13 protein-coding genes are annotated in these 12504 nt (G+C 69.4%); 5 read left to right on the forward strand and 8 right to left on the reverse strand.

Annotated elements, in window-relative coordinates:
- Positions 1 to 17 precede the first annotated feature (17 nt).
- A complete protein-coding gene (locus D457_RS0108445; protein ID WP_017580216.1) occupies positions 18 to 893 on the forward strand; it encodes an AraC family transcriptional regulator in 876 nt (291 codons plus the stop codon).
- 68 nt (positions 894 to 961) lie between these two features.
- Here D457_RS0108445 and D457_RS0108450 read toward each other — a convergent pair whose 3' ends face one another.
- Positions 962 to 1810, reverse strand: a complete 849-nt coding sequence (locus D457_RS0108450) for an alpha/beta fold hydrolase (RefSeq protein WP_026116461.1) — start codon at positions 1808 to 1810, stop codon at positions 962 to 964.
- 293 nt (positions 1811 to 2103) lie between these two features.
- Positions 2104 to 3348: an MFS transporter gene (locus D457_RS0108455; protein ID WP_017580218.1), complete on the reverse strand. Its 1245-nt coding sequence runs from the start codon at positions 3346 to 3348 to the stop codon at positions 2104 to 2106.
- Between the two features lie 471 nt (positions 3349 to 3819).
- Here D457_RS0108455 and D457_RS0108465 point away from each other — a divergent pair, with 471 nt between their 5' ends.
- Complete coding sequence (locus tag D457_RS0108465) at positions 3820 to 5430, forward strand: alkaline phosphatase D family protein (RefSeq protein ID WP_026116462.1); 1611 nt, start codon at positions 3820 to 3822, stop codon at positions 5428 to 5430.
- An 82-nt stretch (positions 5431 to 5512) separates the two neighbouring features.
- Here the strand turns inward: D457_RS0108465 and D457_RS0108470 are convergent, their stop codons facing one another.
- The 3 genes from D457_RS0108470 to D457_RS32125 form a co-directional block, all read right to left on the reverse strand.
- Entirely contained in the window at positions 5513 to 6208 is a 696-nt protein-coding gene (locus tag D457_RS0108470; RefSeq protein WP_026116463.1) for a metal-dependent transcriptional regulator, read from the reverse strand.
- 99 nt (positions 6209 to 6307) lie between these two features.
- Complete coding sequence (locus tag D457_RS0108475; RefSeq protein WP_017580222.1) at positions 6308 to 6514, reverse strand: hypothetical protein; 207 nt, start codon at positions 6512 to 6514, stop codon at positions 6308 to 6310.
- A 437-nt stretch (positions 6515 to 6951) separates the two neighbouring features.
- A complete protein-coding gene (locus tag D457_RS32125; RefSeq protein ID WP_152514180.1) occupies positions 6952 to 7227 on the reverse strand; it encodes a DUF4440 domain-containing protein in 276 nt (91 codons plus the stop codon).
- A 22-nt stretch (positions 7228 to 7249) separates the two neighbouring features.
- Here D457_RS32125 and D457_RS0108485 point away from each other — a divergent pair, with 22 nt between their 5' ends.
- Complete coding sequence (locus tag D457_RS0108485; protein ID WP_017580224.1) at positions 7250 to 7597, forward strand: hypothetical protein; 348 nt, start codon at positions 7250 to 7252, stop codon at positions 7595 to 7597.
- Between the two features lie 231 nt (positions 7598 to 7828).
- Positions 7829 to 8791, forward strand: coding sequence for a bacteriocin fulvocin C-related protein (locus D457_RS0108490; RefSeq protein WP_026116464.1), 963 nt, complete (start codon positions 7829 to 7831; stop codon positions 8789 to 8791).
- Between the two features lie 96 nt (positions 8792 to 8887).
- Here the strand turns inward: D457_RS0108490 and D457_RS0108495 are convergent, their stop codons facing one another.
- The 3 genes from D457_RS0108495 to D457_RS0108505 all read right to left on the reverse strand — a co-directional run bounded on the left by D457_RS0108495 (position 8888) and on the right by D457_RS0108505 (position 11439).
- Positions 8888 to 9478, reverse strand: a complete 591-nt coding sequence (locus D457_RS0108495; RefSeq protein WP_017580226.1) for a DUF4291 domain-containing protein — start codon at positions 9476 to 9478, stop codon at positions 8888 to 8890.
- Positions 9479 to 9572: 94 nt separating this feature from the next.
- A complete protein-coding gene (locus D457_RS0108500; protein WP_017580227.1) occupies positions 9573 to 10268 on the reverse strand; it encodes a type 1 glutamine amidotransferase domain-containing protein in 696 nt (231 codons plus the stop codon).
- Between the two features lie 211 nt (positions 10269 to 10479).
- A complete protein-coding gene (locus tag D457_RS0108505; protein WP_017580228.1) occupies positions 10480 to 11439 on the reverse strand; it encodes a GlxA family transcriptional regulator in 960 nt (319 codons plus the stop codon).
- 69 nt (positions 11440 to 11508) lie between these two features.
- Here D457_RS0108505 and D457_RS0108510 point away from each other — a divergent pair, with 69 nt between their 5' ends.
- Positions 11509 to 12474 (forward strand): NADP-dependent oxidoreductase, encoded by a 966-nt coding sequence (locus D457_RS0108510; protein WP_204367446.1) that lies wholly within the window; start codon positions 11509 to 11511, stop codon positions 12472 to 12474.
- The last annotated feature ends 30 nt before the right edge of the window (positions 12475 to 12504 follow it).

Consider the following 12504-nt stretch of genomic DNA (forward strand, 5'->3'; position numbering starts at 1 on the left):
GAACAAGGGAGGAACACATGCTGGACCGGTTGAACGAGGCGCTCGAACAGGTCGAGAGGGACCTGGACGCACCGGTGGACGTGGCCGCGATAGCGCGGACCACGCTCACCTCCGAGTACCACTTCCGACGGATGTTCTCGGTGCTGTCCGGGATGTCGATCTCGGAGTACGTGCGTCGGCGCCGCCTCACCCTGGCCGGGGCCGAGGTGATCGAGGGCAGGGACACCCTGCTCGACATCGCGGTCCGCTACGGCTACGGGTCCGCAGAGGCCTTCGGTCGGGCCTTTCGCGCCATGCACGGGATCAGCCCGGGCGAGGCCCGCAGATCGGGTGCCGCGCTCAACTCCCAGTCACGGCTGACCTTCCACCTCACCATCGAAGGGAACACCACCATGCGCTACCGGATCGTCGAGAAGGACGCGTTCCGCCTCATCGGCCCCAAGGCCCTGGTCCCGCTCGTCCATGAGGGGGTCAACGAACCCATGGTCGAGTTCGTCAAGGGAATCCCGAACTCCGCCTACGAGCGGATCGAGGAGCTGTCCGACCAGGAGCCGCACGGCGGCATGTCGGTCACCGTCACCCACGACCCCGACCGCCGCGAGGGCAGCGACGTCGACTACTACGTGGCGGTCGCGACCTCCGCGACCGAGGCCCCCGAGGGGATGGAAGCCCTGGAGGTGCCCGCGGGCACGTGGGCCGTCTTCCCCTTCGAGAAATACGCCTTCCCCGAGGCCATCCAGCAGATCTGGCTCTACGCCGGTTCCGAGTGGTTCCCGTCCCACCCCGCCTACCAGCACAAGCACGGTCCCGAACTGCTGAGCGTGGAGTACGACGAGCAGGACGAGAACCTCGCCTCGGGTGAGCTGTGGCTGCCGGTGGAGAAGACCGTCTAGCCTTCTCCGGCCGACTGTCCCGCCCCTGCCCCGCTGGCCCTGTGGCTCCTGCCGCGGGCCGCGGGGGCTCAGCGGGCGCGTTTTCGGGCCTGTTCCAGGAAGCGGCGCAGGACCTCGTTGAACCGGTCGGGGCGCTCCAGATTGGGCAGGTGGCCCGCACCCTCGATGATCTCCACGACCGAGTCAGGGACCTGGACGTGCATCAGCTCGGCTCCCTCGGGTGGGGTGAACCCGTCGTGCTGACCCACCACCAGCAGGGTGGGGGCCGAGATGCGCTTGAGCAGCAGGGTGTGGTCGGGGCGTTCGGCACGGCCCAGCTGGGCGGCGGCCGCGCCCTCGGGCGGGGCCGCGTACATCATGGCGCGCACGTGGTCGGCGACGGCGGGCAGTTCTCGCACGTTCTCGGCGGTCATCATGCCGACCAGCATCTCGTCGGCGTAGCCGCGCATGCCCTCCTCGCGCAGACGGGCGGCCATGCGTTTGCGGGAGAGCCTGCCCTGCTCGGTCTCGGGCATCGGGTTGGTCGCCGCCAGGGTCAGCGAGTCCACCCGGTCGGGGAAGAGCCGGTACAGCTCCAGCGCGACCTGACCGCCCATGGACAGGCCCACCACGTTGACCACGTCCAGCTGCAGGTGGTCCAGGAAGGCGGCGAGGTCGCGGGCGAGGGCGTCCATGGAGGTCACTCCGGGCACGACGGTGCTGCGCCCGTACCCGCGCAGGTCCGGCACGATCGTCCGGTAGCCGCGCCCGGCCAATGCTCTGACCTGAGGTTCCCACATGGTTCTGTCGAAGGGGTGGCCGTGGATGAACAGGACGGGGCACCCTGCTCCGCGGTCGGTGTAACTGACGCTGATCCCGCGTACGGATGCGAGACCTGGGTCGTCACTGTTCGCGGTGTTCGTCGTCTGAGGTGTCACAACAAACGATGCTATTCAAGGACGCAAGGGGATCAATAGGGGGCACCGAAAAACCGGTCGGGCCGTAGGTGGTCCCTCGTCACCTACGGCCCGTGCGCCGTGACCCGCCGTCCTCGGGCACGGTGCCACGCGGCGGACCGGGGTCTGCCGCGCCCATGTCGGAGCGTGGAGACTCCGGCACAAGGGGAGATGCGTGCCGAGACGACCGGGTTCGGCCGGATCGGTTAAGGAACGCGGAAAATTCTCCAGAGAGGTTCCGGAGGGTGACCGTACACGGTGTTGTCGAACCCGCTTCAGTCAGCGGTGGGCACGGGTCGGGTGCGCCTGGTCCGCGCCATCAGGACGGCGGCCAGCAAGTACGGGGCGGCGAACAGCACGAAAGCCATCCCGTGCCCGAGCACCAGAAACACCCCCGCGTACAGCGGGAAGGACACCACGCCCACCGACTCCGCGCCCACCTCGGCCAGCGAGGTGACGGTGGCCCGGCTGGAACCGGTGATGCTGTCCTGCAGCCGGGCGTCGGCGACCACGTTCATCATCTGGCACACACCGAAGCCGCAGCCGAGCAGCACCCAGCCCAACGGGTTGCCCAGCAGGGCCCCGACGGCGATGGCCGCGGCGGCCAGGGCCAGAAGGGCCCCGAGGGTCCGTGGTGAGAGCCGGGCGGCCGGCCCGGCAAGCAGACCGCCCAGGGTCACGCAGACCCACACGGTGAGCACGACCAGGGGGATGTCCTCGGTGGTGACTCCGGCGGAGGCGGCCAGCAAGGGCACGTACTCCTCCAGCATCCCCCAGAACGCGGTGATGACCACGAGCAGAATGAGTGCGTTGCGCACGGCGCGGCTGCCGCGGGCCTCGGCCAGGCCGAGCCGCATGGTCTGGAGGTAGCCGAGATCGGGTCCGCCCCCCTCCTCCGGGTCGCTGCCGCGGTCAGCGGCATCGGATCGTCGGGCCCGGTGCTCGGGCAGGGCCAGACCGGCCAGCGCGCACAGCAGGCACGCGGCAACGCTGGCCAGGCCGATCGCCGTGTAACCGGCGTGAGCCATCACCGGAACGGCCAGCAGGGTCGCCACGCCCACGGCGGCCACTCCGAGAGCTCGGGTCACCCCCATGACGCGCGCGTACTGCTGAGCGGCGCCGCGGCGGGAGAGCTCGGTGTAGACGAGCGCTTCGAAGGCACCGGAGACCAGGGCCCCGGCCGTCCCCCACAACACGAAGCCCAGGGCGAACACCCAGTACGACGGGAAGAGCAGCCAGAGCGCGAACCCGGTTCCGGACAGCAGCGGAGCGGCGGCCAGCAGGTAGTGCCGGGGCACGATGTCGGCCCAGGCGCCTGCGGGGATCGCCAACAGAACACTGGTCAGGGACCAAAGGACGAAGAGCGAGCTGATCTGGGCCACGGACAGCCCGTGCTCGGTGAAGAACAGAGCGTACAGGGGGTAGAGGAGGATGAACTCCTCGAAGAGGGCGTAGGTGTAGAGCGGCCAGGTCAGCCTGGACAGACGCGTGTGTGGCTCACGCGTGGACTGGGTGGTCATGGAGGACTTTCGGTCGGACGAACACGGGCACCTGGGGTGGTGGCCACCCGGTGGTGCGCGGGCGTTCGCCTCGGACCGGCCTCGGCCGCGGCCTGTGACTTAATGTCGCTGGTTCATGAGTCCAGGCTAGGTGATGGGGCGGGCTGGCGCGAGAGGGTTGTGGACAAGTCCGGGCGGGTCCTCGTCGGCGGTGGCGGGCGCCGGAGCGCGGAGTCGGTGATGAGGGTTTCGAGGGCGTGGCCCATGGCGGCCTTTTCGGCCTTTGAGGAGAGAAACGGGGATGATCCTCATATTCGAGCCCGAAAGAAACTCCCAGCTCGCAACCCTGAGTCACCTACTCGTCACTGAAACGGGGGTAATGTTCACCACGTAGTGGTTGGCGCGTACCTGTTTCCATGACGGGATGGAGCACGGTTCCTCCCGCTCCGGGTAGTCCGGGGCGGTCCTCCACACGAACCCAGGAGACCGTGCATGCCGGGTACACCCGCATCCCCCGCAGCTTCGGGACCGTCCGCTTCGTTCGCCTCCGGGCCCGGCACCACCCGCCGACAGGCGCTGGTGGGCGGGGCCGTCACTTTGGGTACCGCCGCACTGGGTACCACTCTGGGCGCCCCCTCCGCGCTCGCGGCCACCCCGGCCCCTCGAGGCCCCGTGATCTCCGAACCCTTCACCCTGGGCGTCGCCTCCGGAGACCCCCGCCACGACGGCGTCGTGCTCTGGACCCGGCTGGCCCCCGACCCGCTCGCCGAGGACGGCCTCGGCGGGATGCCCGACCGCACGGTTGAGGTCGAGTGGCAGGTCTCCCACCGTGAGGACTTCGCCACCCTCGCCGCCTCCGGAACCACCGAGACCGGACCCGACCAGGCGCATTCGGTGCACGTTGAGCTGGAGCAGCTACGCCCGCGAGCCGACTACTTCTACCGCTTCCGGGTCGGCAACGAGATCAGCCCGGTCGGCCGCACCAGGACCGCCCCGGTGCCGGGAACCCGCCTGGACCGGTTCGCCTTCGCGTTCGCCAGCTGCCAGAGATACACCCAGGGCCACTACACCGCCCAGGCCCACCTCGCCGAGGAGGACCTGGACCTGGTGGCCTTCCTCGGCGATTACATCTACGAGACCGCCGACCAGGGCAGCATCGGTCGCGGCCACTTCCCCGCGGTGGAGGTCCGTTCCCTGACCGAGTACCGGCTCCGGCACGCACAGTACAAGACCGACCACGACCTCCAGGCAGCGCACGCGGCCTTCCCGTGGGCGGTGGTCTTCGACGACCACGAACTGGAGAACAACTGGGCCGACGACACCTCCTACGAGGAGGACGTCCCGCCGGAGGAGTTCCTGCTGCGCCGCGAACACGCGCTCAAGGCCTACTACGAGCACATGCCGCTGCGCGCCGCCCAGCGCCCGGCCGGTCCCGACCTGCACCTGTACCGCAGGCTGACCTTCGGCAACCTGGTCGACATGCACCTGCTGGATACCCGCCAGTACCGGGACGTGCAGGTGGAGGATTCCAAACGTGACGACCCCGAGCGCACCCTGCTCGGCGCCGACCAGCGCAGGTGGCTGTCCCAGAGCTTGGCGGACTCCAACGCCACCTGGAACGTCCTGGCCCAGCAGGTGTTCTTCTCCCAGCGCGACTTCGCCGAGGGCGATGCCACCAACTTCAGCGACGACGCCTGGGACAACTACAAGGTGGAGCGCGACAGCGTCCGTGACGAGATCGCCGGGGTGTCCAACCCTGTCGTGATCACCGGCGACGTGCACGCCAACTACGTGGTGGACGTCAAGGCCGACTTCGACGACGCGTACTCGGAGACCGTGGCCACCGAGCTGGTGGGCACGTCCTTCACCAGCGGCCGCGACGGGGTGGAGCAGAACCCGGGCGACGCGGTCCAGCTCGCCGAGAACCCACACATCAAATTCATCAACCGCAACCGGGGCTACGTGCGTAACACGGTGACCCCTACGGAGTGGACCGCCGACTACCGGGTGGTCGACTACGTGAGCGAGCCGGGCGCCCCCATCCGCGATCGCGCCCGCTTCGTCATCGGCTCCGGCCAACCGGGCGCGCGCCCACAGGCCTGATGCGCAGAGACGGCCGTCGTCTCCCTTCGCCCCCGGGCACGGGTAGCCGGTCCCAGCCGAGCGAAGGGAACGACACGTCCGGTCACTCCTCGGGGCTGAGCCAGAGGGCCTCGGCGGCGACCAAGCCCAGGACCTGGTCGCGGGTCTGGCCGCCCTTCTCCGGGTGGACCGAGAGCTGGAGGGAACCGGCGAAGGGCAGCCGTTCCACGACCTCCACGCGCATGCCGATGCCGATGTCGATGTCAGCGAGGTAGCGCAGGAGTTCGGGGTCGGTGTCGTTGACCCGGACGACCACCCCCGAGGTTCCGGCCTCGGCCTCCGAAAGCAGCACGGACTCGCGTTCGACGATGCTGCCCTCACGAGTGGGGATCGGGTCGCCGTGCGGATCCACGACCGGGTCACCCAGGTGGGCGGCGATGCGATCGACGAACTTGTCCGAAACCACGTGCTCGAGGATTTCGGCCTCGTCGTGCACCTCGTCCCAGGAGTAGCCCAGCTCGGCCACCAGGTAGGTCTCCAGCAGCCGGTGGCGACGCAGCACCGCCAGGGCGGCTTTGGTGCCGGTCTCGGTGAGGCTGACGTTGCCGTAGCGCTGGTGCTCGACGAAACCGAGTTCGTTGAGTTTGCGGAGCATCCCCGAAACCGAGGAGTTGGACACCGACAGCCGCTCGGCCATGCCGGAGATCGTCACCGGCCCCGTGCCGCGTTCCTGGAGGTCGTAGATGACCTTCACGTAGTCCTCGGCCGAAGTGGACGGCCGTGCCGGTGTGTTCCCCATGCCCGTAACCGTATCGCGGACGGCTCCGGGGCCACGATTTCCGCACCGTTCCTGTGGATAACCGCCCCGATCGACCGGGGCGGCGGGTTCGGGCTGTCCTCAGGCCGCGCAGGGCGGGTTCTGCGGCGCCTGGGTCGGGCGGCCGCGCGAGACGATCCGGGTACCAGCGACACCGATCTCACGGATCTGCGTCGAACCGCAGGCACAGCGTGACCACACGGTCAGGCCCGCACCGGTGCGGTGTTGGGAGAGCACCGCGAAGGGCTGGGCGTCGGGCCATCCGCAGTGCGGGCAGACACTGGTCATCGGGTACCTCTTGTTCGCTGTCGTCTTCTCCGATCCAGCATCACGCTCCAAGCCTTGACAGCCTGGGTCGGTTTCTGGATTGCGCCGTGAAGAATCGCCTACAGGGTGGGTCTTCGCCGACCGCGCTCCCGGGGGTGATCCTGGTCCGTCGGTTCGCCGGGGAAACCGGACATGAAACCGCGGACGCCGAGGGCGTGGTGCGCGGCTGGTGCCGCTGTGCGAAGTCTGCGGGAGCACACCGACGCGATCCGGGCCCAAAGGAGTGCGGGCGAAGTTCCGAATGCGCGGGCCGGGGGCCGAACCGACCGGATCGTAGCTCCGGGCACAGACTACCCGCGGGAGGTCCTCCAGGTAGGGAAAATCGGTTCTGAAACCTACCTTGACCTGCTTTTTTCGGGTGATCTCGGACTCACCAAGGCGACCAGGGTCCACCGGGCTCAACCAGCGGCTGGGGTCCCCTGGTGGTAGAACGTCCGCCACCGGCCTTGACCGTCACGCCGCCACAGGGCGCTGCGCGTTGCCCGCTGCCCGTTGACCTCGGTGGCGTAGGTCAGGTGGACCAGGCCAGGAGACAGCAGGACACCGCGCATGTCCCGCACATCGATCTCCGTATCCGGCCCGTCGGAGGTCATCGAAGGCAGCTCGGCGAGCATGGCCTCCCGGTCCCAGCGCCGACCCGACTTGCCGACCTCCACGAACTCCGGGTCCAACAGCGCCCCGGCGAGCTCGCGCTAGGTGCCCCTGCCTGACATCGATGACGCTGTTGCCCCTTTCCAGCTCGCCGCCGAGGACGACGCGGAGATGCCCGAGTGCCCGCCGCTAATGGCCCCCGGCACCTTCGCGGTGGCCGAGCCCGCGGAGACGCAGATCGGCGGGTTCGTTCTCGCTCTCGCTGACGTGACCGGTACCAGGTACACCGACAACCGGACGAGGATGAGCGGTTGCTGCGGCCCCTCCGGGATCGACGGTCCCAACCTGCTCTGCGCCGCTTGTGGTGCGGAGGTCGGCACCGAGAGTTCGGACTGCTGGACGGTCCACGAGGTCGTCCTTGGGCCCGCGGCGGTGGAGCCGGTCCGGAGCTGACCGGGCCAAGCCCTTCCTCCAGGGGCCCGCCACGGAGCTCGGCCAGGCCGATAACCAGTCCAGGTGACCACCAAAACGCGTGGTAACGAACGGCGTGATCGCGGGTTCATCCGTGTTCGCGCCGTTTTCCGGGTCCAGGACCGTTGATTGGGAGCACCAAGTTCCGAGAACCCGCCCCATAGCGGATCCCGCACGCCAACACTGGGAGACGGCGGTGCGGGAAGGGAGATCATGGGGCACATTCGGGCTCGGTACGTGTTGGCGTTCGACTCCTCGTGCGACAGGTGCGCGGACATCTCCAACGCGGTGGAGGCGGTGTCGGGGGGCAGGCTGGAAACACTTCCGCTCACCCATCCACAGGTGCAGGAGTGGCGAGTCCGACAGTGGGGGCCCAACGCCCCCTGGGTGCCGACCCTGGTCCGTCACCGAGGCACCGAGGTCCGTTGCTGGCGCGGGGTGTCCATGGTCCGCCCGCTCGTGCGGGGGCTGGGCGCCCAGGCGACCCTGCGGGTGGTGGAAGCCCTGGGTGAACTGAGCCGCCAGCGCCGCCGCGCCCCCTGGGAGCGGGCACGGGTCACCACATCCAACCGGCTGGGGAAACCGTGTCTGCAACGGTTGCGGGAGGGCGGAGCCGCGGTGATAACCCTGGCCCTGGCTGGGCGCACCCCCGAGCTGGCCCGCTCTGACCACGCCCTGGCCCGTGAGTGGGTGGAGGCCCACCGGGATCGCCTGCCAAGGGACTACGACGTGTTCGCGGCCCATCCCCTGGCCCGCCGCCGTCTCATCTTCGCCGAACTCCCTCCCCGGGCCCGCCGTGACCTGTGGCTGGAACACCTGCGCCGCTATGAGCGGGCTCACCCCCGTCTCAGCGCGGCCCAGCGGGAGGTGGTGGACCTGGCCCGCCGGACCCTGTCCGACATCCTGGTGTTCCGGGACGGCCTGGACCCGGTCCGCGAACGCGAGCTGCGCGGCTTGGCCGTGTCGGCCTTCGGCACGGAGGAGGCCCATGCGCTGCTGGCCACCCTGGGGCCCGACGAGCCCGACCCGCACGGCAGCGCCCTGGCGAGGAAGAAGGGCTGCGGCGCCTGGGAGCCGTGCCTGTCCAAGGGCTGTACGGAGGTCCCCTTCACCTGCGGCACCGCGTGGATGTACACCCGGGACGGCATCCGGGCCCGTGCGGAGCCCCGGGCCTGAACCCGGGACCGGATCGCGGCTGAATCCACCCTGACTAACGAGAGGAGCTGGGGCGGTCCGACTGGCCCGCCCCGGTGCGATCGCGGCGGGGTGGGATCAGCGCAGGTGGGCGAGGGCCTCGTCTGCGATCGGGTACGGGGGTTCCTCGGGCAGCAGTGCGGCCGCTGTCTCCAGGTCGCCCTGGCGCACCAGCTCGTGCACCCGGTGGGCCAGCGGTGTGACGTCGGTGATCGACACCGTCCACTCGTCGGCGTAGCGGCGTGAGGCCTCCCCGGACAGGCCCAGCTGGAGCGAGCGGCGCTCCAGAGGGTTCAGGCGCAGGTCGCGCTCGGGGTCCCACTGCACCCTGGCCGGGGCTGCGCGCAGCTCACGCTTCCAGGTGTCGCGGTCGGCGTGCACGTCCCGTCTGTAGTGCGAGAGCGCCGAGTTGCGCAGCGCCCACTCGAATCCCTCGCGGGTGATCTCCACCGCCAGGACGGTCTCCTGGTTCTCCTTCAGTCCCCAGCCGCACCGGTACATCATCCACAGGAATGACGGCTTGATCCAGGTCATGCGCTCGCGCTTCCAGGAGGCCGGGAAGCGGCCCTGGCGTGCGGCGGGCACCCCGATGGCGGGGGCGTAGGCCTGGTAGACGGTCACCGTGGTTTCGGTGTACCGGGCCCGGATCTGGAACGGGGGAATGCTCATAGGGCACCAGGGTGCCGTTGGCCAGCGGCCGGGGCAACCGGTTTTCCGCTGGCCAACGCCAGACCAGACAGTGGTCAGTACCGGTGCATCTGGGTCAGCTCAGGTGCTTGAGCAGTTCCTGGGCCAGCGGGGCGGAGGAGGCCGGGTTCTGGCCGGTGACCAGGTTGCGGTCCACCTCGACCTTGGGCGCCCAGGGCTCGCCCTCCTGGAAGTCCACCCCGGCCTCGACCAGGCGGTCCTGGAGCAGCCACTCGGCCTTGTCGGCCAGCCCGGCCTGGGTCTCCTCGTCGTTAGTGAAGGCCGAGACCCGGTAGCCAGCGAACGCGTTGGTGCCGTCGGAGCGCTCGGCGGCCAGGAGCGCGGCCGGGGCGTGGCAGACCACGCCGAGCGGCTTGCCCGAGTCCAGGGTGGCGGTGAGCAGGTCGCCGGAGACGGTGTTCACGGCCAGGTCCTCCATGGGGCCGTGACCGCCCGGGTAGAAGACGGCGGCGTAGTCGTCGAGGTCGACGTCCTCCAGCTTGATGGGTGAGCGGAGTTCGGTGAAGGAGTCCAACCCGGCGGCGATGCGGTCGGCGTTCTCCTGGCCGCCGTTGGCTGCCGCGGCCAGACTGCCCTGGTCGACGGGGGGAACGACCCCGCCGGGGGTGGCGACGACGATCTCGTGTCCCGCTGCCTTGAAGGCCTCGTAGGGTGCGACGGCCTCCTCGGCCCAGAACCCGGTGGGGTGCTGGGTGCCGTCGGCCAGGGTCCAGAAGTCGGCGCCGGTCATCACGAAAAGGATCTTGGACATGCCGTGTCGCTCCGAGGTCGTACGGGCGCTGTGCCCGGATGATGGTGTTTCCCACCGGTTCTGACGGGCTGTTTCCACCAGGTTCACACCGTGGCCCACAGCGTCAGAGCGGTGATGATCCGAAGCTAGTTGCTTGTGCAATAACTTTCCAATGTCATTTCCTATGTCCGTCATCAAAATATTGATGACTCGGGTGAAAAGCGCCCTGACCTCAGGAAACGCCGGACGTCGCCCCTCGGAAGGTGCGCCGGTACGTGATCGGGGACACGCCGATCACGGCCCGCAGATGTTGCCGCAGCGACGTCCCGGTGGCGAACCCGACCTGACCGGCGATCTCGTCCACCGGCAGATCGGTGGATTCCAACAGGTGCCGGGCCCGCAGGACGCGCTGCTGGATCAGCCACCGCCCCGGGCTCACTCCCACCTCGTCGTTGAACCTGCGAATGAAGGTGCGCAGGCTCATGTGCGCGTGTTCGGCCAGATCGTTGAGGGTGATCGGCTCACCCAGGTGCTCCATCGCCCAGGCCCGGGCCGCTGCGGTGCCCTCGCGCCCCTCCTGCGGCACGGGCTGCTCGATGTACTGGGCCTGACCGCCGTCGCGCCAGGGCGGTACCACGCAGATCCGCGCCACCCGGTTGGCGAGCTCGCTGCCGTGGTCGGAGCGGACCAGGTGCAGGCACACGTCCACCCCCGAGGCCGCGCCCGCCGAGGTCAGCAGGTCACCGTCGTCCACGAACAGCACGTCGGGGTCCAGGTCCACCTTCGGGAACCAGGAGCGGAAGACCTCGGTGAGCGACCAGTGGGTGGTGGCCGGGCGCCCGTCGAGCCACCCCGCGGCGGCCAGGACGAACGCACCCGTGCAGATGGACACCACACGCGTGCCGGGACGGATCGTGTCCAGGGCGGCGGACATCGCAGGGCTCAGATCGCGGCTGAGCCGGTCAGTGTCGAAAGGCGGGATCACCACGGTGTCGGCACCGGCCAGGACCTCGGGGCCGTGCTCCACCGTGATACCGAAGTCCGTGTTGGTGGGTACCGAGGTACCGCCGACCCCGCAGGTCACTAACTCGTAGCGGCCATCGGCCGCGCCCAGCACCCGGTTGGGGATGCCCAATTCGAAGGGATAGACGCCGGGCAGCGCCATGACGACCACGCGGTGCGAAACACTCATGGCACGATCCTATCTAAAGATGACAATCATGCCATGGTGTGCCGGGGCCCCATCGGCCAGGCTGAACCCATGAGCGACGACACCGGCGCCACCATGCGCGCCCTCAGCCAGAACACCCACGGCGGACCCGAGGTCCTCCAGGAGACCCGCGTCCCCAGGCCCGCGCCCGGGCCCAGCGAGATCCTGGTCGCGGTCCGCGCCGCCGGGATCAACCCGACCGACTGGAAACACCGCTCGGCCGGTCTCTTCCTGAACCGCCTCCCCCTCGTCCTCGGATGGGACGTCTCCGGGGTGGTGGTGGCCGTCGGCTTCGGCGTGACCCTCTTCCAGCCCGGCGACGAGGTGTTCGGAATGCTGCCCTACCCGCACGGGGTGGGCTCGCACGCCGAGTACGTGGTCGGCCCGACACGGGCCTTCGCCCGCAAGCCCGCCGGAATCGACCACGTCCAGGCCGGAGCACTGCCGCTGGCCGCTCTGACCGCCTACCAGGCTCTCGTGGACACCGCCGAAATCCGCGCCGATCAGCGGGTCCTGGTGCACGCGGCCGCCGGCGGGGTCGGTCATCTGGCGGTCCAGATCGCCAAGGCCCACGGAGCACACGTCATCGGCACCGCGAGCACGCCCAAGCACGAATTCCTGCGGGAACTGGGCGCGGATGAGGTGATCGACTACCGCGAGGTGGACTTCACCGAAGCCACCGGGGACATCGACGTGGTCCTGGATCCGCTGGTAGGTGAGGTCGCGGCCCGCTCCCTGGAGGTGCTGCGCCCGGGCGGGACCCTGGTCTCCCTGCTGCCCCTGAGCGGTGAGGTGCTCGAACGCGCCGCACAGCGCGGGATCCGAGCCACGCCGGTGCTGGTCGAGGCCGACCACGCCGGGATGAACGCGATCGCCGAGCTGGTCGAGAAGGGGGCTCTCAGGGCCCATGTGGAGGCGACGTACCCGCTGGCCGAGGGCGCCGAGGCCCATGCTTTGGGCGAGACCAACCGCACCACCGGCAAGATCGTCCTGACGATGGCGGGCCCCGAGCAGTAGCTTTCGGTCATCAACGCCAATCAGCAACCG

The sequence above is a fragment of the Nocardiopsis valliformis DSM 45023 genome, assembly GCF_000340985.1.
Classification (GTDB): Bacteria; Actinomycetota; Actinomycetes; order Streptosporangiales; family Streptosporangiaceae; genus Nocardiopsis; species Nocardiopsis exhalans.

Bases quoted from the DNA above. Each gene is read 5' to 3' on its own strand.
- D457_RS0108445 (WP_017580216.1), top strand. From the start codon at position 18: ATGCTGGACCGGTTGAACGAGGCGCTCGAACAGGTCGAGAGGGACCTG.
- D457_RS0108455 (WP_017580218.1), bottom strand. From the start codon at position 3,348: ATGACCACCCAGTCCACGCGTGAGCCACACACGCGTCTGTCCAGGCTG.
- D457_RS0108465 (WP_026116462.1), top strand. From the start codon at position 3,820: ATGCCGGGTACACCCGCATCCCCCGCAGCTTCGGGACCGTCCGCTTCG.
- D457_RS0108470 (WP_026116463.1), bottom strand. From the start codon at position 6,208: ATGGGGAACACACCGGCACGGCCGTCCACTTCGGCCGAGGACTACGTG.
- D457_RS0108475 (WP_017580222.1), bottom strand. From the start codon at position 6,514: ATGACCAGTGTCTGCCCGCACTGCGGATGGCCCGACGCCCAGCCCTTC.
- D457_RS0108490 (WP_026116464.1), top strand. From the start codon at position 7,829: ATGGGGCACATTCGGGCTCGGTACGTGTTGGCGTTCGACTCCTCGTGC.
- D457_RS0108495 (WP_017580226.1), bottom strand. From the start codon at position 9,478: ATGAGCATTCCCCCGTTCCAGATCCGGGCCCGGTACACCGAAACCACG.
- D457_RS0108500 (WP_017580227.1), bottom strand. From the start codon at position 10,268: ATGTCCAAGATCCTTTTCGTGATGACCGGCGCCGACTTCTGGACCCTG.
- D457_RS0108505 (WP_017580228.1), bottom strand. From the start codon at position 11,439: ATGAGTGTTTCGCACCGCGTGGTCGTCATGGCGCTGCCCGGCGTCTAT.
- D457_RS0108510 (WP_204367446.1), top strand. From the start codon at position 11,509: ATGAGCGACGACACCGGCGCCACCATGCGCGCCCTCAGCCAGAACACC.